Origin of the sequence: Allobosea rubneri (genome assembly GCF_032464875.1) — a bacterium.
Taxonomy (GTDB): Bacteria; Pseudomonadota; Alphaproteobacteria; order Rhizobiales; family Beijerinckiaceae; genus Allobosea; species Allobosea rubneri.
The window spans coordinates 1-23447 of record NZ_JAWDID010000062.1 but is presented as its reverse complement, the minus strand read 5'-3'; the positions used below and the strand labels follow the sequence as shown (position 1 = coordinate 23447).

Here is a 23447-nt window from a genome sequence, read left to right as displayed (position 1 = left end):
GACTTATCGACATATGTTTGACTGCGCAAGTCTTCCCAGGCGTGTTGGTGCTAAACGCCTGCTTTCTGGGGGTGCCCAATGTTCGGAAATGGCGCTAGTGAACCCAAGCCCGGATTGCATCTGAACAGGCCAGCGCGCGAATGTTGGCCTTGGCCACCAGCTTCAGAATCGCATTTCTACCCGGCCCTTGAGGGCGTGATCGCGGGAGCGTTCACCGATCGCTGCCGAGTAGGTGAAGCCGAGCGCGGTTGCCTGCGAGATGCGCCAGTCGAGACCGGCTTCCGCCACCACCGCCTCGCGGTCGATCGGAGTGACGAAGACGGCCGCCGACGTGGTGCCCGCAACGAAGGCGGTGCGGGCCTGCGGGACCAACTCACCAAAACCGTGGCGCCAGCCGAGCATGGCCCGAGCGAAGAGCGGCATCTCGCCCAGCCGCGCCTCGGCCCGCAGAGCGAGCGTGGCGAAGCCGAGCGCCTGGTCGGAGGAGCGCACTCTGAGCGCCGCAGCCCCGCCAGGTTCGGTGCCAGCGTCGGTCGAGACCTGGATCAGGGCGAGCTGCGCGAAGGGCTCCAGCGCCAGGCCGTGGAAGGCGAAGGCATAGCCGAGCTCGGCGAAGCCTTGCGTAACCGAGCCGGGACGCTGCAGCCGCAAGAGATCGCCGAAGCCACGGATCTGCACCTGGCGGCGGATGTCGCTCTCCGACCAGCTATGGGCTGCGCCGGCATCGAGCCTGAGATTGCCGAAGCGCGCCCCGGCATAGAGCGCGGCGTGGCCGCTCTCCAGCTTACCCGAGGAGAGACGTGCATCGAGATCGAAACGCGACTGGCTGTAACCGCCGGCGACGCCGAGCTTCAGCGACGAGCCCGGCCCGTCGTAGACCATCAGGTCCGCCCCGAGCAGCGCGCCGCCGCTGCGGCGGGAGAGCTTGGCGGCGTTGCCGTCGCCATCAATGTCGCCTGAGCTGCCGAAAGCCGTGCCCCAGAGCGCATAGCGAGGCCGTGGCACTGGCGCCGGCATCACGACCGCCCCCTTGCGGGTCGTTAGGTCGGCGGCGAAGCTCGCCGTGACCTGGCCATCTGGCGCGGTCAGCAACGGGCCACGCAGATGGCCCAGAATGGTGTCGCGCACCAATCGGCTCTCGTCGATCATGACGCTGACCGCCTGGGCATGCGCTTCGCCCGAGAGTAGGTCGAAGCCGGCGCGGGCTTCGGCCGCCGTCGCCGAGATCAGTGCGTCATAGACCGGGTTACCGACGCCCAGCCGCTCAGCCGCGATCGCAACCAAGCCCTGGTTGCGGCTCGCGGCGATGTAGCCGCCGCCCGTGCCGGGGCTGGGGATGACGTTACCGCCGGAGCTTCCGCCACCACCGTTGTCCGGTCCGAACGAGGTGTCGTTGCGGGTCATGGTCAGGGTAACGTTCTGGCGGTCATAGCTCAGCGATGGCGTCAGGAAGGCCAGGTTCGAGCTCACCGTCGAGAACTGGCCGGTCACCCCACCCGAGGCCGTCAGAATGGTGTAGCTGGTCGCCGCCGCGTAGTTGCCGTTCTCGGCCAGCACCTGCGCCGTGCCCCCGGTGATGCTGGCGCTGCCCGAGGCCACGACCCGGTCGCTCTGGCCCGCCGCGGTGACCTCGACCTGATAGATCGAGCCCGAGGCGAAGACGACATTGCCGGAGACCGTCAGCGTCCCGATCGAGTTGCCTGGCGCCACCGTTGCGCCAGCCTTGGCGACGATGCCGCCGACCGTGCCCGAGCCGCCGAGCGTGCCGCCGTCCAGCACCGTGATCGCCGACGAGGCTAATGATCCATTGACCGAGAGCTTGCCGGCTTCGACCGTAGTCGCCCCGAACAGCGCGCCCCCGCCGCTCAGGGTAAGATTGCCGGCGCCGCGCTTGGTGAAGGAGCCTGTGCCGTTGATTGTGTTGGCGAAGCTTGCATCCACCGCCTGGTCGATGACGAGTGCGCCCTTGTTCATGATCTGGCTGACGCCGAAGCTGCGAACCGAGCCGATCAGCGTGCCCCGCGCGATCAATGTGCCGCCGGAATAGGTGTTGACACCGGTCAGAGTAAGCGACCCGGCGCCGCGCTTCTGCATGTCGCCCGTGCCCGAGATCACACCGGCGAAGGCGATATCGTCCGAGTGGTCGAAGGCGAGCGTGCGGTTGTTGACGATAGCGCCCGTGATCGAGCCCGAGGTGCCGCCGTCGCCGATCTGCAGGACACCATCACTGACCGTGGTCCCGCCGGCATGGCTGTTCGTTCCGGTGAGCACCAGCGTGCCGATCCCGGTTTTTGTCAGGGAGCCGCTGCCGCTGATGCCGCCCGACCAGGACAGGTCAGCATCAGTCTGGAAAATGCCCCCGGCCGCATTGATCACGACATTGCGGGCCGAGGTGAAGCTCGCTGTCGTCCTCAGCGTACCACCGTCGAGGGTCAGGTCACCTGTGGTCGCGCCGAGATTGGCATTGGCCGAAATCTGAAGCGTGCCGCCAGCGATTGTCGTCCCCCCATTGTAGCCGTTGTTGCCCGCAAGAATGAGCGTGCCGCCTCCCACCTTCTCGATGGCCGTGCCGCTGCCATCGACGATGGTCGAGCCGATGCTGGCGACGATGCCGTTGTCGACGTTGAAGGTGCCGGCGGTTCCGCTTGCGGGCGCGATCGATAGCGTGCCGCCGCTCAGCGCATAACCCTCGGTCGAGAATTGCAGCGTGTCGAAGCTCACTGCGCCGACGACAGTCACCGCACCGCCCGCGGTGCCGGCGAACACGCCGACCGAGCCACCCCAGCCGCCGTTGGCGTTGCCGGTATTGTTGGTCCAGTTGCTGCCGAAGTCGGACCAGGTTCCGGTTCCGCCGTCGACGATGCCGTTGCCGGAGGTATTGGTTCCGTCCCAGAACTGCATGGTCTGGCCGGAGCCGAGCACGACGAGGTTGACCTGTCCAGTTACGGCCGTATCCACCTGCGCATCGGCGATGGAGAAACCGCCTCGGGTCGAGGTGACGCTCTGGCTGTCGAAGCTGCCGGTGAGCGTGCCGCCATAGTCGAAAAGACGATAATAGCCGGCGGCCGCAGCGCGTGCGTCGAGCGCACCGCCGAGCCTGAGGTTGCCGGTGACCTCGACAAGGTCGTTCCCGGCGACGGGATCGCTCCCGCCGACCACCCCCGGCGAGTTCAGCTCGAAGATCGAGGTCGAACCGCTGTTGAGCGTGAGGGATCCGACCGTTAGCGTGCCGGGGCTGTGCCCCGCCGACAAGGTCCCGTCCACGGTCACGGCCCCGGCGATGGCGCCGGTACCGGACAGGGTCGCGCCGGCTGCGACCGTCACTGCACCGAGGCCGGTCAGCGCGCCATCGATGCGCAGCTCGCCGGCTGCGACCGTCGTGGTGCCGCCATAACTGCTGGTCCCGCTGAGCGTCTGCCTGCCCGCACCCTGCTTGATGATACCGCTGGTGCCGCCGATCGTACCGGCGAAGACTTGGTTCGTCGCATTGCCGAAGGTCAGTGTATTGGCGCCAAGCGTGACGGTGGTGCCGGCCACACCCGACAAGGCGCCGATGGTCCGGTTGCCCAATGCCCAATCGATGTCGAATTCAGCGCTTGCGGCGGCGAGGTTGAGGCTGCTGCTGGTGGCGAGGCTGCCGGTGCCGCTCAGCGCGAGCGTGCCGGCCGTGATCGTGGTGCCGCCGGTGTAGGTGTTGCTGCCCGTCAGCGTCTGCCTGCCCGCGCCCTGCTTGACGATACCGCTGGTGCCGCCGATCGAACCGGCGAAGGCCTGGTTCGTCGCATTGCCGAAGATCAGCGTGTTGGCGCCGAGCGTAATGGTGGTACTGGCCACACCCGACAAGGCGCCGACGGTCCGGTTGCCGGATGCCCCACTGATGTCGAACTCGGCACTTGCAGTCGCGAGGTTGAGATTGCCGATCGCGGCAAGGCTGCCAGCGCCACTCAGCGCGAGCGTGCCGGCATTGATCGTGGTGCCGCCGGTGTAGGTGTTGGCGCCCGTCAGCGTTTGCCTGCCCATGCCCTGCTTGGTGAATCCACCGTCGCCCGAGATCGAACCGCTGAAGGCGGAGCCGGCATTCTGTGACCCTACGGTCAGATGTGTCCCGGGTCCGAGCGCAATCACTCCGCTGCCGCCGAGCTCGTTCACCGACAATGGAGAGTTCAGTCGGTGCGTGCCTTCGATCTGGAGATTGGTGGAGCTCTCCACTGCCGCCGAGTTGTTGGTTGTCAACGTTACGCCGGAGCGAACCTCGAGCGTGCCGATGCCGGTACCGACGCCCGTCCAGGTGCTGTCCCCGGAGAAAGTAAGACGCGACGCTCCCGTTATGCTGGTCGAAAATGATCCTCCGCCGATCGTCAGTGGAGCGGCAATGCCGATCTGACCGTTGCCCTCCAGACGGGAGATTGTGGTTGCATCGCTCGATAGATAAAGTGTCGCATCGTTGTTGATTGTGAGGGACTTCGCCTGGCTCAGCACGACATTGAGGGAATGAACGACTACACCACCGGGCTGAACGGTCAGAGCCGTCAATGTCCCTCCGTCCAGGACAAGATTGAGATCGATTCCTCCTGCCCCGTCCCAGCCATTGAAGTTGATATTGCCGGTATCCGAGGCCGAGCCGAAATACACGGTCGACCCGGTCAGGAAACTGTGAAAGTAGATATTCAATGAATGTCCGGCGACAGCGGACAGACGACCAACGGAACCTGTATCCGCGATTACGCTGCTGCCAAGATTGAGATCGTTCAGGGCGCGGATGTGGCCGGCAGTCCCAATGAATCTCACTCTATTGTAAGGGAAAGGATTATCAGTCGACACTTCGGCGAGGCCGCCGATATTACCAACCGTTTGGGAAAGCGCAGCTTGGCACCCAAAGTTCTCAAGCGATATTAGCAGGGCCGCCAAAAGCAATGCTGCATGGAAATTCGAACGGTTCGCTTCGATCAAATGAGCGCTTCTGCCGGCATTTGGCCGAACGACTCGGAGATCCTCTGAGCGAGTAGCAGTCATTCGCATGGCCGGCTATTAGTGGCTCAATCAGCTGTCGTCGGGCCACTGCATCAAGGCCATGCCGATCTCACTTCGCAAAGTCCAAAATTTGCAAGCATCCGGTCATGCATGATCTGCCGGAACCGGCCACCCGCGCCGATGTCCTCCACCGCGCGATCGCCCGCCATGTCGACAGAGCTCCTTGGCCCTATGCCGCCAACCTGCTTCGCGGCACTGGTTTTCGTGACGCTTTGCGCTTGTATTGCGCTGCGGTGATCCAGCGGCCAGAAGCATCGTGGCCAGCGGATAAATTCTTCGGGCAGAGGCTGCGCTATCTCGTGGCTTTCTCTCTGATCGGTCTCCACGCGCGCTGGCGCCGGAATATCGGCGAGGCTCCGACGCTCGCGGCGCTCCAGCGTATCGCGCCAGCCAGCGCTCGGCAGATCGCGGAGCTGGTCGGCACGCTCAAGTTGGGCAGTTTCATCGTTGCGAGCCGGCTCCCAGCAGACCGACGCGCTTTGCGGTTGAGCCCTTCGATCACGCTGCTTCAGGAAATCGGCCGCTCACCCTTGGCTTTTCTCAAAGCCTCCGAACGCCTGGACCCGGCTGCGTCGCCAATGGCTGCGAAGCTCCAGTTTGACCCTTCCGGACTGGCGGATTGGCTCGGAGCCTCCTACGAGATGTTTCTGCAGGAGGACCTCTACTTCGCTCCTTTCTGCAATGTCGTCGAGATCACCGGGCAGGATTGCGGCTACCCAGTTCTGTCCGCTGTTCTTGCGGCGCATTATGCGGCACTAGCAGGCGAAGCGGCGCCGGCGCCTCTCTCCTATCGCGGATTGGCCGAGCGTTTTAGAATCTCACGCCAGCACGTCGGCAATATCCTCGCAAGCGCTGAACGGCGCGGCTGCTTCAGCGTCGACCGTGGTGGTCGGAGCGTTGCCGTTTCGGCGGACTTTCTATCGGAATTTGAGTCTTGGGCTGCAGGCCAGATGGCACATTACCGCCTGCTCGCTGAGCGCATACTCCGTAATCTCAGCGAGGTAGCTCGTCCGTCAAATGTCTTGTGACCCAGAACCGGCAGAATACGACAGAAAGGACTGTCAGCTTCGGTCGTCAGGCTGGCCTTAGTTTTACTCCGCGAGCAGGCCCCCTGGCGCGGCGTTGTCTTATGACTTTGCGGAGAAGGGGTTTGGCTGCGTAAGCTTGGTTATCGGCGGACCAGAGTGACATGGCAGAAGACACGAGCGAATCGGCAGAGTGCAGGCTGCGCGCGCGAGAAGCAGAATTCGCCCGTATTCAGCGGATAGGCCAGATCGGCGGCATGGAAGTCGATCTGCGGGGCAACAATTTCAGGAACGTGCGCTCACCAGAGTATCTGGTGGTGCATGGCCTGCCGCCCGACGCAACCCACGAGTCCCATGAGGCCTGGGTAGCCCGCATTCACCCGGAAGACCGTGACCGTGTGCTGAGCCACTTTCTTGCGACAGTAAACGGGCCGGAAACGGAGTATGAGGTCGAATATCGGATCATACGGCCCAGCGACGGACAGACACGCTGGATTCTCGCGAAAGCAGAAATAGTCCGGGACGATGCGGGAGCTCCCCTGCGCCTGATCGGGGCTCACATCGACATTACCGCTCGCAGGCGGGCTGAAGAGCAGCGTGAGCTGGTCTCCCGCGAACTGTCGCACCGCATCGCCAACATCTTTACCGTCGTCAACAGCCTCGTTCGCATGGCAGCGAGGTTCGAGCCCACAAACAAGGAGTTCGCGGAGAAGCTCGAAAGTCGGCTGCAATCATTGCATCGCGCTCACGCTTTCGTCTCAAGAAAAGAGGTTGGAGATGGGGGGATAAAGTCGCTCCTCGCGCGCCTTTTGGAACCATACCAAGGCGCTTCGGGCCGACGGGTTTTGATCGAGGGGGACGATGCCATTGTGGGCCCGAACGCAGCGACGGCCTTGGCTCTGGTCTTTCATGAGCTTGCTACCAACGCCGTAAAGTATGGCGCCCTCTCCACAGGTGATGGATCTGTCTATGTCGCGGTGGATGCTGCGGCTGGGCAGCTGCGACTGCTATGGCGCGAAGAGGGAGGCCCTCAAATTGTCAATGCGCCCACCGGTCCAAACGGTTTCGGGAGTGTGTTAGTTGAGAGGGCTGCGCGATCCCAGCTAGGTGCAACAATGACCTATGAATGGCAGCCTGCAGGCTTGTCAGTAACAGTCGAAGTGAGGCTGGCCGATTTGTCGCGCTGAGTGCCCCTTCCGATCTGCCGACAGGCCGCTTTGGCGCAATCTGGTGGCGAGGTTTCGACCGCCTTAGAACGACTGATACGATCGACTGAGTTGGGATTGCACCGGACAGTTCCGTATGACCATGGCTGCGATCAGTTTGGGCTTCGCAGCTGGGCCCCAAAATGCTCTGCCCCTTGAGCGGAAGGGGCACAAAGGTCGGGCCGCTACTCACCAAATCGGGGCAGCGGCCCAGGACGCAGCTAGGCGGCCTTGCGATTGATGTTGCTCATGGCCAGCCGCGAGAGGTTCTCGTCGGTTGCGGCCTCCTCGTCGAGGTTCTGCTTCAGCAAAGCCGCGCAGTCACTGCGACCTAGCTGATTGGCCCAGGCGACCAGCGTTCCGTAACGGGTGATCTCGTAGTGCTCGACAGCCTGAGCCGCCGCTATCAGTGCCGCATCAAGAACTTGCTTGTCGTCAACCTCGCCGGCAATCTCGTTTGCCTCCTCCAGAATGCCGTCGATCGCCGGGCAATTCACACCCTTCTCCTCGACGCCGTGCAGCCGGAAAACCTCCTGGAGCCGCACGATGTGCTGTTCCGTCTCTCGGAGATGTGTCTGGAATCCCTGTTTCAGATCCGCATTCGTCGCCTTGTCGACCATGTCAGGTAAGGCCCTGCGAATCTGATGCTCCGCATAATAGATGTCGCGCAGCGTATGGACGAAGAGATCGTCCATGTTGGCAATATCCTTGGAAAACCAGCCCATGGCGGCGCTCCCTTGTTTGTGGGCTCCCCCCGCTGCCGGGCTGAACCGGTTGCGCGCCGCCTTGTTCCGGATCGGCCGTAGATATTGGGCTGGCGAGACAGAAACGTAGGACGCGCCTCGACGCCCTGCTTCCGCCCAGGCGCAGCTTCCGCGACCGCTTCGCGGCAGCCGTAGCGCGCCGACCCTGCCGAACCCCGCGGCGTCAGCCGTACCATGGGATGTTAGTACCGTAGGCAAAGTACCAGCTCATGATGATGACGAAGACGACAGCAAGCAACCAAAGCGCCGTTGGCCAATTCATCAGCGGCTTCTCTCTGTTATCCATGCTGTCCAAAGGCCTCTGCGATACAATGTTCCTGGTGTACGTGTGTCGAGGTTTATGCCTGGCCTTCGGCAGTGTCGGAATGCTGCTCGGACGGCCCTCCGTGTCGCGTTGGGCAGCGTGTCATCGAAACAGATCGTGTGGAAATCGTCGCGAGGGCGCTATGCCGATTGGCGGGGTTCGATCCGGGACGCCCTTCTTCCTCCAGAAATGGACTATGTGCTGATGTCGCCGGCTGCGCGGCAAGGCAGACGCTCCCTCTTTGCCTTTTTCGAAGACCGCGCAGCCATATCAAATCTGGCAACATCCAAGCGTTTGACATCGGTCAGGCCCGCTCAAGAAAGCTAACGACATCATCAAGAACGGGCGCGCGCCAACTTATGACGCGCGCAAGCGCAGCTGCAGTTTCGGCGTGGCCAAGCCCCGTATAGGTCTTGAACGTTACAGAGCGCGCCCCGGCGCGGCGTAACGCAGCGGCGAGACGCTCGCTGTTGCGAGGCAGGACAGTGGTGTCATCGGCTCCGGTGGCGAGCAGGATCGGCGGCGCGTCCACACGCGCAAAATTGATCGGCTGCGTCCGCGCCAGATCGCGTGCATTGCTGAAGGCGGCTTTGGTCACGTCGATATCCAGCGGCAGGAAATCATAGGGGCCCGAGAGGCCAACTACTGAGCGGATCAAGTTCGCTGGCAGTCCAGCACCCGCGAGATAGCTCTTGTCTAGCGTCAGCATCATCGCGTTGTAGGCGCCGGCAGAATGCCCCATCAGATGGATCCGGCGCGGATCCCCGCCGAAGCGTGCGACATTGTCACGGACGAAGCGCAGCCCCGCGGCCCCGTCCTCGATAAAAACCGGGAAGCGCACCTCCGGCACGAGCCGGTAGTCGGCAATCACGGTGACGAAACCCCGTCCAGCCAAGGCGTCGCCGACGAAGGCGTAGCTCTCCTTGGCGCCGTTCGCCCACGAGCCGCCATAGATGAAGAAGACGACCGGTCGTCCGGCTTTGCCACCGCCTGGAACGTAAATATCCATCGACTGCCGTGGGTGGGAACCATAGGCGACATCGCGCTCACCTTTGCTCAAAGCGCCTGGCCGCAGCGCGGCACAGCCCGCGAGCGCGAACGTGGAAAGCGCCGTCATGACAGCGCGCCTGGAATTCATGATCGTCATGGCGCCTTCGCGTTTGCCGGCCTGGCAATGGATACGTCGGACGGCGGGCCCTGGATTTCCGGGGCGGTCGACCTGCTCAAGGTAATCCGGAGGAGCAGATGCTGCGTATCTGTTGGCACACGCCAATGGAGGTCGTTATGCGCCTAGTCGCCGGCTACGTCGCCTTTCTCATCGCCTTCGGCATCTGCGATGCGATCTGGCTCGGGACCATGACGGCGAGGCTCTATCGCCCGGCGCTCGGCGATCTGATCGTGCAACCGATTCGCTACGTGCCTGCGGCCCTGTTCTATTTTGGCTTCCCGCTCGGCGTGCTGCATTTCGCGGTGCTGCCGGCGCTCCGAGGCGGCGGGGCCGGTGACGCGCTCATCAACGGCGCCCTGATCGGCATGCTCGCCTATGCCACCTACGACCTCACGAATTACGCGACGTTGAAGCCCTGGACGCTGACGATAACGCTCGCCGACATCGTCTATGGAACCGTCGCGGTCGGCTTCTGCAGCTGGATCGCCTACGAGGTCGCGCGTCGCGTCGGCTGATGAGGCGGGGCCCGTCGCCGATCCAGCGCTGGCCGGTCAGACGGGTCGCAGGCGATAGTGGTTGACGCCCCAGGAACTGCCGCCGGCGTGTCCGAACAGCCCGCTCGTCGCCAGGAAGAACAGGCGCCAGCGCCGCTGCCAGAGCAACGCCTCCTCGCCATAGACCCCGCGCAGGATGGGGGCGATCGCCGGGAGGTTACGGTCGAAGTTCGCCAGCCAGTCCTCGGCGGTGCGCCGGTAATGCTCGCCGCTCCAGCGCCATTCGGCCTCCACCGCGAAGAGGTCCGGGAACTGGTGTGCCAAGGCTGCGCACGGCATGATGCCGCCGGTGAAGAAATGGCGAGCGATCCAGTCGGCGTTGTCGCCGGCCTCGAAGCGATAGCAGCCCTGCGCATGGGCGAAAACGTGGAGAAACAAGCGTCCATCCGGCTTCAACCAGCCATGAACGCGTCCGAGCAGTGTGCGCCAGTTCGCCATGTGCTCGAACATCTCGACCGAAACGACGCGGTCGAAGCGCTCCCCGTGTGCAAAGTCGTTCATGTCCGCGGTGATCACGCGCAGATTGTGCAAGCCGCGCTCGCGTGCCCGCTGCTCGATGAAGGCGCGTTGCGAGGCCGAGTTCGAAACCGAGACGATGCGCGCCTTCGGATATGCCTGAGCCATCCAAAGCGACAGCGAGCCCCAGCCGCAACCGAGCTCGAGAATATCCTGCCCGTCGGCGAGGCCTGCATGCTCTGCGCTCAAGGCCAGAGCCCGGTCCTCTGCCGTCGCCAGGCTATCGCCAGGATCAGCGAAATAGCAGCAGGAGTATTTCCGTCGCGGCCCCAGAACTTGATTGAAGAAGGCTGCCGGCACCTCGTAGTGCTGGGCATTGGCGGCGTCGGTATGCAGCGCGATCGGAAGCTCCGCCATCTCCCGCGCGAAGAAGGCGGCATTGCCGGGCTGGGATGCGAGCATGCGATCCGTCCGCCCGACGAGAGAGGCGATGACCAGGCGGCTGACCGAATCGGGCAGGGGCAAGGCCTCGCCCCAGTTCGATAGTCTCTGCATGATGGTCATGGCCCGACTCCTTTCGGCGGGAGTGGAATGAAGGCGCTGGTCCGGCCCTGATAGTCGCGATAGGCGTCTCCGTGCTTGGCGAGCATGTGCTCCTCCAGCGGCGGGATACCGGAGATGCGGACGAGCAGCAGCGTGATCGCGGCGGGTGCAAGCCAGGCGAGCCAGCCGAGAGCGTAAGCAGCGCCGGAAGCGATCACCGCATAGGCGCACCAGAGCACGCATTCGAAGAAGTAATTGGGGTGCCGGGAGTAGGCCCAGAGGCCCTGATCGCATACGCCGCCGCCATCCGAGCGTGCGAATGTGCGCAGTTGCCTGTCGGCGATCCGACCTCCGGTGATTCCAGCAAGAAACAGCGCAAGACCGAGCCAATCCTGCATCTGTCCGAACGCCGCCGGGTTATGGGCCGCCAGGATGATGCCGGTCGCGAGAGGGATGCTCGCGAACGCCTGCAATTGCAGCAGCCGCGCCATCTTCCCGGCGGCCTGCGCGCCCCAATCCCGCTTCATGCGGGCATAGCGTGGATCGTCGGAGATCCCGGTCGTGCGCCCTGCGATGTGCAGGCCGAGGCGCAACGCCCAGGCCGTGACCAGCGCTGCGACGAAGAGGCGCCGCGCGAGAGGCCCGTCGCCAAAGGGCAGCAGCGCGCCGGCAACGCCGGTTGCGCCGAGCCCGAACGTCCAGACCACGTCGATCCAGCCGGAATTGCCGGTACGCCGCTCGATCCAGGTCGCGAGGCGCATGCTGGCCGACATCGCGACTGCGACGAAGAGAAGCGCGGCCGCGAAGGAGGCGAGCGTCAAAACCGCACCAGCGGCTGCAGCAGGCGTCCGAGCCAGCCCTGCAGCAGAACGTTGCCGGTCATGGCGACGAGGCAGGTGCAACCCTCGACCGGGTCCACGCTCGGCGTGTGATCATGCTCTGCGTCGGCTTCGTCGAAATCGCCCGCAGCATAGCGGCCGTATTGGTGTTCATAGGCGCCGGCAAGGATGGTCGTCCACTCGAAGCCGGTATGCTTGTGCGGTGGCAGAGCGATTCCGGGGCCGGCTCGCAACATGAAGACCCGCGCCTCCGCGCCCGGTACCTCGACACGGCGCATTGCAATGCGAAGTCCAATCGGGCGCCACGGCCCAAGCGCATAGGGATTCAACGCATCCGGCACGCCGCTTTCGGCCGGACGGGGCGTCACGAGGAGATTATCCGAAAGCGGGCGCTGCTCGGCAGGGACCTGTGGTCGCCTCGTCATCGCGACCGGTTCGATGGAGTCGAGAAAAGCCCCCTGGATGGCCTGAAACTCCCGCAGGCGACGCCGGCTCTCGGGATCTAGCTCGATATGAGCCGCGACGACGACCGCAAGACCTTCGTCCAGCCTGCCAGCGGCGAAGGCGGCGAGTGTCTCGTCCGAAGCGCGATGGACCACGCTCATCGCAGATCCTCCAGCTTTCCCCGCAAATGCGACAATGCGAGCCGCAGCCGCGATTTCACCGTGCCGAGCGGGATCGCCAGGTGCTTCGCGACGTCCTGATGGGTGAAGCCTTCCACGAAGGCGAGTTGAACGACGCGATACTGGTCGGCCGACAACCCGGTCATTGCCGCCCTGACCCGGGCATCCCGCTCGGCTCCCGCGATCGCGTCGTCAGGTTGTTGGGGGGCTTCTTCATCCAGAATCTCGTAAACCTGCGAAAGCCGCGAACGTGTTTCCCGCCGGGCGATGTCGATGCGCCTGTTGCGCGCGATGGTAGCGATCCAGGTCGAGGCACTCGCCTTGGCGGGATCGAACATCGCGGCCTTGCGCCAGACAGACAGCAACGTCTCCTGTGCGATCTCCTCCGCCAGTTCCGCCGGAGCACCGCCGCGCATCAGCAATGCCTTCACGCGCGGAGCAAAATAGTCGAACAGCTTGTCGAACGCGTCTCGGTCACCCGAGCGCGCAATGGCAGCGATCAAGGCATTGGGGTCAAACAAGGCGAAAAGCTGCTTTCCCTGCGCTGCTGGCCTTTTGCGCATGTCTTCGACGGCGAAGGCGGATGCGATGGCCATGTCCAAGATACGGCGACGACGCGAAAACGGATCACCCCAGCGTCGGAACGCTAATCGGCTGCCTTCCAGCCGACATCGCGGCAGATCAGGCGGCCGAGAATGCATCCGCGCGTGTTGAGCTCGCCCGGAGCTGTCTTGACCGTCATCGAATAGGTCCAGTCCCGCTTCGGGTCGTAGGCGGTGCCAGAAAATGTCCCATCGGTCTGGCGCGACAGCGTCATCACGAGCTTGTCGCCGGCCGCCTCGCCCTTGCTGGTATCGCCGACCCAGAGATTGATCGCGCAGATCTTGTCACCACAGGGCGCGATAACGACGCGGGCATTGCCATCGTCGCGCAGCCAGGTGCCGTCCAGGGTGGTCGAGCCGGCGGCCGCCGGCGAGGCGGTGATCAAGACGAGCAGAAGACGTCTCATGCGATGTCCTTTCCGCAGGTTGTGCCGCTTCTACGTGTGTCGGCCCGTTCCGGTTTCATCTTCCGCCGGACCATCGGGCTGCCGCCGGGCAAATAGCCAGCCGATCAGCACCGTCAGCGAGGCCGCGCTCAGGAAATTCAGGCGCTGAAGCGCGGCATATTCCTGCGGCAGGTAGATATGCAGCGGTCCTGCCATCGCGTCGACGGGCAAGGCATAGACAGCGAAACACAGCACCGTGAAACCAGCGGCATAGAGAGGTTCGTCGCGTCGAAAAAGCAGGATGGCCAGCATCAGACAGGGGAACAGGAAGGCCTCGACGCCCGATGCGCTGCCGAAGACGAAGCGACAGAGCAGCGTGTTGCCGATGCCGGCGCTGAGCAGCAGGCAACGTCCGAGTTCGGAATTGCGCCGCATCACGGCTGGCACCAATCCGAATAGGGGCGTCGACAGGAAGGTGAGAAAGGACGGCCCGATCACGGGGGATACCGTCCAGAAGATGTAGAGCGGATAGAAGGGCTGGTTCGAAACGATCACCAGCGCGACCGTGTTGGCGGCCCTCTCGCGCGGCTGCGGATGGGAGGCGTAGTTGCCCATCGCCGTGAAGAGACACTTCAGACCCGTCACCGGCATTAATCTGTCTCCCGGTTGCCATGGTCCGATTACGCCCGGCAACGGTGATGGGTTCACTTGGCCCGCGGGTAATTTCCCGGATGTGGCGGCTAATCCAAAGTGAGGCGCCCGGCGTATAGCCTTCCGAAGAGTAGGGAATAGCGATGGCGCAGGCGCACGGACCCTCGAAGAAGATCGCCGTCATCGGCGCCGGCATTTCCGGCCTGTCGGCGGCCTGGCTGCTGGGACAGGCTCACGAAGTCGTGCTGTTCGAGGCGGAGCCGCGTCTTGGCGGCCATGCAAACACGGTTTTGGTCCCGTGTGGCGATGGCGGCAAGACGCCGGTCGATACCGGCTTCATCGTGTACAATGAGAAAACCTACCCGAACTTCGTTGCGCTGCTCGCCGAACTGAGCGTCGCGACGCAGCCGACCGAGATGTCCTTCGCCGCCTCGCTCGACGATGGACGTCTCGAATACAGCGGCACCGGCCTTGCCGGGCTGTTCGCCCAGCGGCGCAATCTGGCCAGCCCGCGCTTCTGGGGCATGCTGCGAGGGCTTGTCCGCTTCTATCGCGACGCGACCCGCGACGCGCAGGTGGCAGGCGCCGCAGATATGACTCTCGGCGACTATCTTGCGGCCGGCGGCTATGGCGATGCCTTCCGCGACGATCATCTCCTGCCGATGGCGGCGGCAATCTGGTCGGCGCCCTGTTCCGAGATCCTGGGTTATCCCGCCCGGGCTTTCCTGCGCTTCCACCACAATCACGGTCTGCTCCAGCTCAGCGACCGGCCGGTCTGGCGGACCGTTAGCGGTGGCAGCGCCCGCTATGTAGCGCGGCTGCAAGAGCGGTTCAGCGGGCGCGTTCGACTCCGTACGCCGGTGCGTCAGGTCAGGCGCTTGCCCAACGAGGTGCTCGTCTCTGGCGAAGGCTGGCGCGAGCACTTCGACGAGGTCGTCTTTGCAACACATGCCGACCGGACTCTGGCCATGCTTGCCGACCCCGATCCGCGCGAAGAATCCGCACTCGGCGCCTTCCGCTACAGCCGCAATCGCGCCGTGCTGCACGGCGACGAGGCTCTGATGCCGAGGCGGCGCCGCGCATGGGCCAGCTGGAATCATATCGGCGAGCGCGGCAGGCCCGATGCCGCTTGCGCTGTCACCTACTGGATGAACCGCCTGCAAGACCTGCCGGGGACTCGGCCGTTCTTCGTCACGCTGAACCCACCTGCCACGCTGCGCCAGGACGCCATCCTGCATGAGGAGGTCTACGCGCATCCGATCTTCGATCAGGCCGCGCTTGCGGCTCATGAAAGGTTGTGGGCTTTGCAGGGCGCTCGGCGCAGCTGGTTCTGCGGCGCCTATTTCGGCTCGGGCTTCCACGAGGACGGCCTGCAGGCCGGGCTCGCCGTCGCGGAAGCGCTCGGTGACGTGCGCCGGCCCTGGCGCGTGGCCGACGAATCCAGCCGCATTCCCTCAGCCTCCTTGCGCGCGTTGGCGGCATGATCGGGCATTCAGCCCTGTATGTCGGCCGGGTGCGGCACCATCGCTTCCGCCCCAGGCCGCATGCGCTGTCATATCGTGTCTTCTGGATGCTGATCGACCTCGACGAGATCGACGTCATGGACGGGCGGTTGCGGCTGTTCTCGCGCAACCGCTTCAACCTCTATGGCTTTCGCGATGCTGATTACGGCGATCGCAGCGGCAGGCCGCTGAAGGAGCAGGTAGCGGAAGCGCTGGCGGCGACGGGTATCGACTGGGATGGCGGCAGCGTCCGCCTGCTGACCATGCCGCGCATCCTCGGCTATGCCTTCAACCCTCTCAGCACCTATTTCTGCTACGGCCGCGACGGCGCCCTGCGGGCGATTGTCTACGAGGTGCACAACACCTTTGGCGAGATCCACAGCTATGTCGCGCCAGCGGGCGCGCAGGCTCATCCCTTGCGGCAGGAGGCGGAGAAGCATTTCCACGTCTCGCCGTTCATGGGCCTCGCCATGCGTTACGCCTTCCAGGTCGAACCGCCGGGGGACCGTGTCTCGGTCGCCATTGATGGGCATGACGAGGACGGGAGATTGATCACAGCCTCGCTGACCGGCCGCCGCCGCGCGCTCGACGATACCACGCTCCTGCGCCTTCTCGCGACGCACCCCTTGCTCACCTTGAAGGTCACGGCCGCGATCCACTGGCACGCTCTGCTTCTGCTGGCGAAGCGCATTCCCTGGTGGACGCATCCGGCTCCGCCGGAACGTCCATTCAGCCGAGCGCGGGCAACGGTACACCACGCGAAAGGACGGATGCAGCCATGAGACTGCCCGAAACCGAACGCCAGGCGCCGCTGGCCGAGCCGGCACTCTCTTTGCCGGGCGGGGTCGGCCTCTCGCGCTGGTTCCTTCGCAGGCTGCTTTCGCGCATCGCCGTCGGCCGGCTGAGCGTCGTCACGCCCGAGGGCGAACGGCTATGGAGCGGGCCAGCCGCGGTCGGCCCGCAAGCCACGATCGTCATGAAGAGATGGCGGGCAATGCGCCGCCTGCTGTTCGATGGCGATATCGGGCTCGCCGCGGCCTATCGCGACGGCGATTTCACGACGCCGGACCTAATGGCGTTGATCGAGCTCGGAGCGCGCAACGACGCGACGTTGCGCCAGCTCGTCTCGGGGGCCTGGCCGGCGCGCCTGCTCAACCGCCTCCGGCATTGGCGCAACGCCAACAGTCGGGCCGGCAGCCGTCGCAACATCACCGCCCATTACGACCTCGGCAACGATTTCTACCGGCAGTGGCTCGATGAGAGCATGACCTATTCGTCTGCGCTCTACCAAGCACCGACGGACACACTTGAGGCCGCGCAGGACCGCAAGCTCGATAGGATCGTCGAGATGCTCGCGCTTTCCGGTGGCGAACATGTCCTAGAGATCGGATGTGGCTGGGGCGCCCTGGCAGAGCGCTTGGCCCGAGAGGGCTGCCGCGTCACGGCGATCACGCTCTCGCCGGCACAGCTCGACTATGCGCAGCGGCGGATCACCGAATTCGGGCTCGCGGATCGCGTCGAACTTCGCCTCCAGGATTACCGTGATGTAGCCGGCCATTACGATCGCATCGTCTCGATCGAGATGATCGAGGCCGTGGGGCGCGATTACTGGCCGAACTATTTCGCCACGCTGGATCGCTCGCTGGCTCCCGGAGGCCATGCAGTTCTACAGACCATCACTATCAACGACGACCTGTTCGAGCATTACCAGCGGGGCACGGACTTCATTCAGCGCTTCATCTTCCCGGGCGGCTGCCTGCCTTCAGTCCGCGCGCTGGAAGACGCTGCTGGCTGCGCCGGGCTGACGACGATCGAGCGCTTCGATTTCGGCGACAGCTATGCCGAAACGCTGAGGGAATGGCGTCGGCGGTTCCTGGAACGCTGGCCGCAGATTGCCCTGCAAGGCTTCGACGAGCCGTTCCGAAGGCTATGGGAATTCTATCTTTGCTATTGCGAGGCTGGCTTCCGCGCAGGAACCATCGACGTCAGTTTGGTTGCCATAGGTGGGCGGCAGAAGCTGCCTTAGGGGCCCTGCCGTCGTCCTGCATGAGCCAATACCGGACGTCGGGGCTCCAGCCGAAAAGCCGACAGTCAGGCAAGGTGCCGAAGCAAGTTCGCCAAATTGCTATTGCCCGCTTCTAGCGGCGGGCGCAGATGCGAGGCGGCGCGCGAGAAGGCATCGTCGCTCGAAAAGCCGAACTGGCGCGCGATCTTCCCGATGCGGTCCTTCCGTGCGTCGAAGCATTGTGCGCCAGGCGAACTCGTGCCAATCGGCGCTAACGATGCCGGCGATCGGGGCGAAGAGACGGTAAAGCGCGGAGCGCGGCAGGCCGAATGCACTGCAGAGTATTCGAGCGTCCAGGGCGGGGTCATCGATCCGGCGATTGATAATGCAGCTCATCCCCACGCTGAGCTGGCCGCTCGATGGCGTTGTCGACGGCATAACGGCCTTCCTTGGAACAGGTTTCGTTGCCATGTGGAGCATCGCGCCTTGGTTATCGCGCAATATGAGGGCGCGCGGACGGGAGCGTCTTTCCATCCTTCGTGCTCTGCGATGTGAAGATGAGACAAATTCGTGGCCGATGCCGAGGCTCAGGACCACGACGGGGGCTGGGTAGCAGCCGTACGCATGATCGGCCGCTTGAGTTCCTAATGTTGAAGCCACGCTTCAACTTCGCCAGTTTGCGAGAGCGATAGAAATCCACCGCGCGGCACACGATGGCTCATTCATTGCAAAAAGAACGGTATGATCCCGGAACCTGGCGACCTCTTCTGTCGTTCGGCATCCACGGGGCAGAGAAAGCTGCGATGTAATGTGCGCATTTGGGTCCGAGCGGGGGGAGCCAATGGAATTCCCGACGCAAAGGCGGCGCGCCGTGCTGCACAGATCGCGACGGAGATGGCCCGCGATCATACTCTTGGAAAGCGTAAGGCTCATTTTGGCATCGAGATCTATGACGACGAAGGCGCTACGATCTATCGCGCGAAACTCGAATCCAGCGGTTGCGACGGCGACGAGCCGGAGACGGCCTGAACGGACCGAGTGGAGTGAACAAGCCAATCGCCTTGATCGTGGAAGACGAGCCGTTGTTGATGCTCCACGCGGTGGACATCGTCGAGGATGCGGGGTTTGAGGTTCTGGAGGCTGCCAACGCGGACGAGGCGGTCGTTATACTGGAGGGGCGCGACGATATCCGCGTCGTCATTACCGACGTCCAGATGCCAGGCACCATGGATGGGCTGAAGCTGGCCAACGCCGTGCGCGATCGGTGGCCACCGATCCTGATCATCGTCGTGCCCGGTCATCACAAGCTGCAGGCGGGCGAATTGCCGGACGATGTGAGATTCCTGACCAAGCCCTATTCCGAGCGCCAGATGCACGAAGCGCTCTCGCAGCTTATTTAATCGAAAGACGAGCTGATATTGCGCCGGAACAGTTCCTCGTCGTCCGGCTTGCCGCTGATCTTGTCCTGGTCCGGGAGCGGCGCTTCGAGCGTGAACACGACGCCGGAGGGCAGATAGCGCAGCGAGCCCTTGCCGTTCATTTCGGCCGTCAGCACCTTCTCGATAAGCCGCGTTCCGAAACCGCGACGGCTGGGCTTGCCTGTGACTGCGGGCCCGCCTACCTCCTGCCAGCGGAACTCGATCATCTTCGCGCCAGCGTGATTGGCGACCTGCCAGTCGATCACAACGTGACCTTCTGGCACCGACAGCGCCCCGAATTTAGCCGCGTTGGCTGACAACTCGTGTAGAGCAAGGACCATCGCCATCGCGGCACGCGGTGGCAGGCTGATGGCTGGACCGCCGACGCGGAAGGGCCTGGCGCCAGGGACGTCGAAGGACTCGGTGGCACTCGCGACGACCTCCGCAATGGTCACGCTCTGCCATTCCTCGCGCGTGAGCAGATCGTGCGCCGATGCCAGCGACTGCATGCGGGCTGTGAGGACCGAGGCCGCCTCCTTGAGCGAGCCCGCGTTGCGCAGCGTCTGCGTCGCGATCGATTGGATGGTCGCCATCGAATTCTTGACGCGATGCTTCAGCTCGGCCGTGAGAAGCAGCCGCTGCTCCTCGTTGCGGCGGCTTTCGGTAATGTCCAGCGTGACGCCCGCCATGCTGAGAGGCTTGCCTTCCGCCGAGTAGTAGGGCCGTGCGCGCGCCATGATCCAGCGGGTCTCGCCGGACGGCGTCTCGATCCGGTATTCGTGCTCGTAGTCGTGATGGCCCTCGATTGCATCCTTGACCGATTGCTGCATGCGCGGCCGCTCCTCCGGCAAGATCGTCGCGATTAGGTCCTGATAGGTGAAGGGCTCGCTGGGCGGTCGCCCGAAATTGCGTTTGCATATGTCCGAGCAAGTCAGACGCATGTCGGTGAGGTCGAGCGTCCATGAGCCGAGGCGCGCGGCCTGGATCGTGAACTTGAGCCGTTCCTCGGAAAGCCGGAGCTCGCGGGTGCGGCGCTCGACTTCTTTCTCCAGCTTATCGTGCTCGCGCTGGAGCCGCACCAGACGGTCGCGCTCCAGCGTGACGTCGAACTGGGAGGCAAAAAAATAGGTCAGGTGGCCGTCCTCGTCGAACACCGGAGAGATCAGCACGCGGTTGAAGAATCGACTGCCGTCCTTTCGGTGATTGACGATCTCCATCTCGATCTGCGAGCGGCGCTCGATCGCATCTCGAAGCTTCGCAATGTCGGCAGGGTCGGTATCCGGCCCCTGAAGGAACCGGCAGTTATGCCCGAGACATTCGTCGCGACCGTATCCGGTCAGAAGCAGGAAGGCGTCGTTGACGAAGACAATTGGATTGTCGAGCTGATTGGGATCGGTGATCAGCATCGGCATCCTGGTTGCGCGAACGGCGGACGCGAAGGGGTCCGATGACTTGCCGACCTTGTCGATCTCGCTCTCGATACGATCATGCTCGGTCTCGGCGCTCATTCGTCGTTGATCTCCTCACGCGTGTCGTAGCCCAAGGCAATTGCGGTGGTCGTGTCATCTGCTGGGTGACGCTACGAGATTGCTGTAACGAGAACGCAACTCTCTTGGCCCCGCCAAGTTCAATGGCGGATTCGTTAAAACCCCGAACACCCTTATGGATGCGAGGCTTTCGGATCATCTCAGCCAAAAAATGGAGCAGGCAGATCGCACGAGTGAGACCGGGTTGTCTTCGGAGCAAAGAAACTTGCGGCGCATCCGGGGCGCGTTCGATCGCCTCGAATTTCCCGCACTGCACCAAGCTCGCTAGATCGGCGCGGGGCGAGCACTCAGCGATTGAGTGCCAATCAGACGACGGTCCAGGACTTGGCGGTTCCTTCAACGGGCAGGGCATTGTCAAAAGACATTGAAGTGGCACGCCGCTTGGCGTCTCATGTGGGGGCAGTTGTCTCCATGCCACTTTTGGAAATGACCGCCGCGGCTCGCATTGAAGCCGCCCGGCGGAGACATGCTATGCTGACCGGATCGGGAACATTTGTCCTGCGTGATGGGCGCCGGATACCGCTCGCCTATTCATTTGCCCCGGCCTACGACGATCTAAGAGTGGGCCATATGAACTGCGACACGAGCACCGTCGACCCTGCAGCTTTTTTTGGTCGCCTGACTGTGGAATGCGACGACGGGACTACGGTGCTGATAGCGGTGATGCACCATGGCGATAGCTACATTGCCGCCACCGGGCGCGTATTGCCTACCGAGCAGGCAGACGCCGAGCCGACCGTGCGGGCGGCGGCTATGGCTTAGTTCCGTCGTTCAAACCTCCTCTCTTCATATCGGCGGCTGTCTCGCCTCGAAAAGTTAGCAAAGCCCGGTAAATGCCCCTACTCGAGGCGTCTTAGATCGCGACGCAAAAGACGACCCATGCGCCTTTCGGCAAATCTTCAACCAGCTCAGCCAGTGCACGGTGCGCATCACTTACGGCGACGATGTCATTCGAAAGCTCGATACGTCTGTGAGATCCAGGTAATCTCCGTCGTCCACTGCAAAGCGGTGCTTCGGCATCGGCGCCTCCCAGTCCGGGAGAAAAATGCCGTTTGGACGCCTCCGGTTCCCTACCGCGGCCGGCTCGAAACCGGCGTGACGCAAAGGAGAGACGTGTAGAATAAGCGGCTAATGCAACGTTGTTTCGGCCACGAATTTGGCGGTCATCGAATAATATTTGACAAATATGATGACGTTCGGTATGTTCTCAGACGTCGATATTTGTTGGTTGGTCGTTGTTGTTTTCGCGCGTTGGCGCGTTCCTGATAATCTCCCCCTTGCGAAATCGTTCTGAACTCGCCGGACATCCTGTTCGGTGAGCGACAGGTCTTGCCAGAAGGAGGTTTTAATGACCACCGGCACAGTGAAATGGTTCAATTCCACCAAGGGCTTCGGCTTCATCCAGCCGGACGATGGCAGCCAGGACGTGTTCGTCCACATCTCCGCTGTCGAGCGCGCCGGGATGCGTGATCTGCACGAAGGCCAGAAGCTCGGCTTCGAGGTCGCCCGCGATAGTAGATCGGGCAAGATGGCCGCCGAGCAGCTTCAGGTGGCGTAATCGAACTCTTTATCGGGGATGACCACGGATGTACTGGCATCGCCGACAAATGGTTATTCGGAAGGCCAAGCTAAATGCTTGGCCTTTTTTTATGGCTAAATAGAGCCTTACTGGATCGGAGATCCAATGACTGATTACTCCCGCAGCGCATCACTGCCGACCGCAATTTCCTGAAAGTTCAAACTCAGTCCCTGGCACGCGACCGAATCTTGTTAGAAGCCAAAACCGTCACCCATGAACGCGACGCTAACATGGCAAGGCAGAGGCAACAGCGCCTCGACAAGAACGAGGCTGACAGACAAGCTGCCTTGGCATCACCATTGACGAAGAAGCGCAACAGGCCAGCGTAAAGTACCATGCCCCGCTTCTTCTTCGACGTTTTCAACGGTGAAAGCGATACCGTCGATCTGACGGGGCAAGACCTGCAGGACGAAGACGCGGCTCGCGGGGCGGCCTTGCAGATGCTAGCCGGCATTGCGCATGACGACATTCTGCGCGGCGGCGACGCTCGAACTGCCGTGCGAGTCCGGCGAGGCAGCGTGCCTCTATACCATGTCGTCATGACACTCAGCGAGCACTGGATACGTTTGGATTCCTAAAGCGCTCCGCAAGCGCGAACAAGCGGGGTCAGTTCAACAGGGAGACGTCAAACCGAAGGTTCAGGAGCTGCTCGGTGCAGATTGGGCAGGCCATGGCGTCGGCGGCTAAGCCGCGGCCAAATGCTCAAAGCGGGGAAAGCGATTCTGATCGGGCACAAAAGCCTGCGCGGCACGTCACTTAGAGCTGAGTATCGAGCGTTGGTAATGACGCCCGCTGCTACTGCTTGGTGCGTCTCAACAAGCCAACATCGTAACCGAGCGATGCCGCTCGCTTCACCAACGCTGCATATTGCCGCTCGCTGAGCTTTGCAGACCGGGTGAGCAACCAGAGATAGCGCCCGGAGGGGTCACCGACGATGGACCATGAGTAATCGTTCGCGCGGTCGAGTACCCAATAATCGCCCTCGAAGGGCCAAGCGAACGTCACCTTGAGTTTAGTGCCGTTGGAGCCTTCGACCACTTTGGCTGTTGCCTCTGCCGATCGACTGGGACCCGCGATAGAGCCCCGACGGCAGGTGTTGATCACTCGCACGTCGCCGTTGTGTTTCGGCGTGCAAGTTTGACCCCGTGAGGCGGGGGATCGGCATCCAACTTTGACCCCCTTGAGCCGGTTTCGGTGAGACTGCCCGTCCTGGTTTCGGATGGGCGGGCGGGGGATGAAGGGCGT

General features: G+C 63.1%; 23 protein-coding genes. 12 read left to right on the top strand and 11 right to left on the bottom strand.

The features are described 5' to 3' along the window. Positions 1-162 precede the first annotated feature (162 nt). Complete coding sequence (locus tag RKE40_RS25330; protein WP_316020970.1) at positions 163-4671, bottom strand: autotransporter domain-containing protein; 4509 nt, start codon at positions 4669-4671, stop codon at positions 163-165. A 3-nt stretch (positions 4672-4674) separates the two neighbouring features. Here RKE40_RS25330 and RKE40_RS25325 point away from each other — a divergent pair, with 3 nt between their 5' ends. The 3 genes from RKE40_RS25325 to RKE40_RS25315 all read left to right on the top strand — a co-directional run bounded on the left by RKE40_RS25325 (position 4675) and on the right by RKE40_RS25315 (position 7243). After that, positions 4675-4896, top strand: coding sequence for a hypothetical protein (locus RKE40_RS25325; RefSeq protein ID WP_316020969.1), 222 nt, complete (start codon positions 4675-4677; stop codon positions 4894-4896). 221 nt (positions 4897-5117) lie between these two features. Further along, positions 5118-6059 (top strand): MarR family transcriptional regulator, encoded by a 942-nt coding sequence (locus RKE40_RS25320; protein ID WP_316020968.1) that lies wholly within the window; start codon positions 5118-5120, stop codon positions 6057-6059. Between the two features lie 161 nt (positions 6060-6220). After that, positions 6221-7243 carry a sensor histidine kinase gene (locus tag RKE40_RS25315; RefSeq protein WP_316020967.1) on the top strand — a complete coding sequence of 341 codons (1023 nt, stop codon included), beginning with the start codon at positions 6221-6223 and terminating at the stop codon, positions 7241-7243. Positions 7244-7482: 239 nt separating this feature from the next. Here RKE40_RS25315 and RKE40_RS25310 read toward each other — a convergent pair whose 3' ends face one another. Continuing rightward, the gene (locus tag RKE40_RS25310; RefSeq protein ID WP_316020966.1) at positions 7483-7986 is read right to left on the bottom strand and encodes a YciE/YciF ferroxidase family protein; all 504 of its coding nucleotides are present in this window, start codon (positions 7984-7986) and stop codon (positions 7483-7485) included. A 647-nt stretch (positions 7987-8633) separates the two neighbouring features. Continuing rightward, the gene (locus RKE40_RS25305; protein WP_316020965.1) at positions 8634-9476 is read right to left on the bottom strand and encodes an alpha/beta hydrolase; all 843 of its coding nucleotides are present in this window, start codon (positions 9474-9476) and stop codon (positions 8634-8636) included. Positions 9477-9574: 98 nt separating this feature from the next. On the opposite strand from RKE40_RS25305, the gene RKE40_RS25300 reads away from it, so the two are divergent. Then, the gene (locus RKE40_RS25300) at positions 9575-10012 is read left to right on the top strand and encodes a DUF2177 family protein (RefSeq protein ID WP_316020964.1); all 438 of its coding nucleotides are present in this window, start codon (positions 9575-9577) and stop codon (positions 10010-10012) included. A gap of 36 nt (positions 10013-10048) precedes the next feature. Here the strand turns inward: RKE40_RS25300 and RKE40_RS25295 are convergent, their stop codons facing one another. From RKE40_RS25295 to RKE40_RS25270, 6 genes are read right to left on the bottom strand one after another with little or no spacing between them, the layout of a single operon-like run. Then, the gene (locus RKE40_RS25295; protein WP_316020963.1) at positions 10049-11071 is read right to left on the bottom strand and encodes an SAM-dependent methyltransferase; all 1023 of its coding nucleotides are present in this window, start codon (positions 11069-11071) and stop codon (positions 10049-10051) included. After that, positions 11068-11871: a DUF1295 domain-containing protein gene (locus RKE40_RS25290; RefSeq protein ID WP_316020962.1), complete on the bottom strand. Its 804-nt coding sequence runs from the start codon at positions 11869-11871 to the stop codon at positions 11068-11070. The genes RKE40_RS25295 and RKE40_RS25290 overlap by 4 nt, the downstream gene beginning before the upstream one ends. Beyond that, positions 11868-12494, bottom strand: coding sequence for a ChrR family anti-sigma-E factor (locus tag RKE40_RS25285; RefSeq protein ID WP_316020961.1), 627 nt, complete (start codon positions 12492-12494; stop codon positions 11868-11870). Before RKE40_RS25285 ends, RKE40_RS25290 begins: the two co-directional genes overlap by 4 nt. Continuing rightward, entirely contained in the window at positions 12491-13108 is a 618-nt protein-coding gene (locus tag RKE40_RS25280) for a sigma-70 family RNA polymerase sigma factor (protein WP_316020960.1), read from the bottom strand. Before RKE40_RS25280 ends, RKE40_RS25285 begins: the two co-directional genes overlap by 4 nt. A gap of 50 nt (positions 13109-13158) precedes the next feature. Continuing rightward, positions 13159-13521 (bottom strand): DUF2147 domain-containing protein, encoded by a 363-nt coding sequence (locus tag RKE40_RS25275; protein WP_316020959.1) that lies wholly within the window; start codon positions 13519-13521, stop codon positions 13159-13161. Positions 13522-13551: 30 nt separating this feature from the next. Then, on the bottom strand, positions 13552-14151 hold the full coding sequence (locus tag RKE40_RS25270) for a hypothetical protein (RefSeq protein ID WP_316020958.1): 600 nt from the start codon (positions 14149-14151) through the stop codon (positions 13552-13554). Between the two features lie 143 nt (positions 14152-14294). On the opposite strand from RKE40_RS25270, the gene RKE40_RS25265 reads away from it, so the two are divergent. The 5 genes from RKE40_RS25265 to RKE40_RS25245 all read left to right on the top strand — a co-directional run bounded on the left by RKE40_RS25265 (position 14295) and on the right by RKE40_RS25245 (position 19058). Further along, the gene (locus RKE40_RS25265) at positions 14295-15635 is read left to right on the top strand and encodes an NAD(P)/FAD-dependent oxidoreductase (RefSeq protein ID WP_316020957.1); all 1341 of its coding nucleotides are present in this window, start codon (positions 14295-14297) and stop codon (positions 15633-15635) included. After that, on the top strand, positions 15632-16435 hold the full coding sequence (locus RKE40_RS25260) for a DUF1365 domain-containing protein (RefSeq protein ID WP_316020956.1): 804 nt from the start codon (positions 15632-15634) through the stop codon (positions 16433-16435). The genes RKE40_RS25265 and RKE40_RS25260 overlap by 4 nt, the downstream gene beginning before the upstream one ends. Next, positions 16351-17679 carry a class I SAM-dependent methyltransferase gene (locus tag RKE40_RS25255; RefSeq protein ID WP_316020955.1) on the top strand — a complete coding sequence of 443 codons (1329 nt, stop codon included), beginning with the start codon at positions 16351-16353 and terminating at the stop codon, positions 17677-17679. Before RKE40_RS25260 ends, RKE40_RS25255 begins: the two co-directional genes overlap by 85 nt. 720 nt (positions 17680-18399) lie before the next feature. Beyond that, the gene (locus tag RKE40_RS25250; protein WP_316020954.1) at positions 18400-18687 is read left to right on the top strand and encodes a DUF6894 family protein; all 288 of its coding nucleotides are present in this window, start codon (positions 18400-18402) and stop codon (positions 18685-18687) included. Positions 18688-18701: 14 nt separating this feature from the next. Then, positions 18702-19058 (top strand): response regulator, encoded by a 357-nt coding sequence (locus tag RKE40_RS25245; RefSeq protein WP_316020953.1) that lies wholly within the window; start codon positions 18702-18704, stop codon positions 19056-19058. Here RKE40_RS25245 and RKE40_RS25240 read toward each other — a convergent pair. Further along, positions 19055-20584, bottom strand: coding sequence for a PAS domain-containing protein (locus tag RKE40_RS25240; RefSeq protein WP_316020952.1), 1530 nt, complete (start codon positions 20582-20584; stop codon positions 19055-19057). The genes RKE40_RS25245 and RKE40_RS25240 overlap by 4 nt on opposite strands. Before the next feature lie 510 nt (positions 20585-21094). Between RKE40_RS25240 and RKE40_RS25235 the strand changes: the two genes are divergently transcribed. The 3 genes from RKE40_RS25235 (at position 21095) to RKE40_RS25225 (ending at position 22780) form a co-directional block, all read left to right on the top strand. Beyond that, entirely contained in the window at positions 21095-21385 is a 291-nt protein-coding gene (locus RKE40_RS25235) for a hypothetical protein (protein WP_316020951.1), read from the top strand. A 586-nt stretch (positions 21386-21971) separates the two neighbouring features. Then, the gene (locus tag RKE40_RS25230; protein ID WP_316020950.1) at positions 21972-22181 is read left to right on the top strand and encodes a cold-shock protein; all 210 of its coding nucleotides are present in this window, start codon (positions 21972-21974) and stop codon (positions 22179-22181) included. Between the two features lie 356 nt (positions 22182-22537). Then, positions 22538-22780, top strand: coding sequence for a DUF6894 family protein (locus RKE40_RS25225; RefSeq protein ID WP_316020949.1), 243 nt, complete (start codon positions 22538-22540; stop codon positions 22778-22780). A gap of 217 nt (positions 22781-22997) precedes the next feature. On the opposite strand, the gene RKE40_RS25220 is transcribed toward RKE40_RS25225, so the two are convergent. Beyond that, positions 22998-23447, bottom strand: a 450-nt coding sequence (locus RKE40_RS25220) for a lipocalin family protein (RefSeq protein WP_316020948.1), incomplete at its 5' end; no start/stop codon positions are given.

Coding starts and splice junctions, on each gene's coding strand:
- RKE40_RS25325 (WP_316020969.1), top strand. CDS start 4,675: ATGTCCGGCGACAGCGGACAGACGACCAACGGAACCTGTATCCGCGAT.
- RKE40_RS25320 (WP_316020968.1), top strand. CDS start 5,118: ATGCATGATCTGCCGGAACCGGCCACCCGCGCCGATGTCCTCCACCGC.
- RKE40_RS25315 (WP_316020967.1), top strand. CDS start 6,221: ATGGCAGAAGACACGAGCGAATCGGCAGAGTGCAGGCTGCGCGCGCGA.
- RKE40_RS25310 (WP_316020966.1), bottom strand. CDS start 7,986: ATGGGCTGGTTTTCCAAGGATATTGCCAACATGGACGATCTCTTCGTC.
- RKE40_RS25305 (WP_316020965.1), bottom strand. CDS start 9,476: ATGACGATCATGAATTCCAGGCGCGCTGTCATGACGGCGCTTTCCACG.
- RKE40_RS25300 (WP_316020964.1), top strand. CDS start 9,575: ATGCTGCGTATCTGTTGGCACACGCCAATGGAGGTCGTTATGCGCCTA.
- RKE40_RS25295 (WP_316020963.1), bottom strand. CDS start 11,071: ATGACCATCATGCAGAGACTATCGAACTGGGGCGAGGCCTTGCCCCTG.
- RKE40_RS25285 (WP_316020961.1), bottom strand. CDS start 12,494: ATGAGCGTGGTCCATCGCGCTTCGGACGAGACACTCGCCGCCTTCGCC.
- RKE40_RS25280 (WP_316020960.1), bottom strand. CDS start 13,108: ATGGCCATCGCATCCGCCTTCGCCGTCGAAGACATGCGCAAAAGGCCA.
- RKE40_RS25275 (WP_316020959.1), bottom strand. CDS start 13,521: ATGAGACGTCTTCTGCTCGTCTTGATCACCGCCTCGCCGGCGGCCGCC.
- RKE40_RS25270 (WP_316020958.1), bottom strand. CDS start 14,151: ATGCCGGTGACGGGTCTGAAGTGTCTCTTCACGGCGATGGGCAACTAC.
- RKE40_RS25265 (WP_316020957.1), top strand. CDS start 14,295: ATGGCGCAGGCGCACGGACCCTCGAAGAAGATCGCCGTCATCGGCGCC.
- RKE40_RS25260 (WP_316020956.1), top strand. CDS start 15,632: ATGATCGGGCATTCAGCCCTGTATGTCGGCCGGGTGCGGCACCATCGC.
- RKE40_RS25250 (WP_316020954.1), top strand. CDS start 18,400: ATGATCCCGGAACCTGGCGACCTCTTCTGTCGTTCGGCATCCACGGGG.
- RKE40_RS25240 (WP_316020952.1), bottom strand. CDS start 20,584: ATGAGCGCCGAGACCGAGCATGATCGTATCGAGAGCGAGATCGACAAG.
- RKE40_RS25235 (WP_316020951.1), top strand. CDS start 21,095: ATGCTGACCGGATCGGGAACATTTGTCCTGCGTGATGGGCGCCGGATA.
- RKE40_RS25230 (WP_316020950.1), top strand. CDS start 21,972: ATGACCACCGGCACAGTGAAATGGTTCAATTCCACCAAGGGCTTCGGC.
- RKE40_RS25225 (WP_316020949.1), top strand. CDS start 22,538: ATGCCCCGCTTCTTCTTCGACGTTTTCAACGGTGAAAGCGATACCGTC.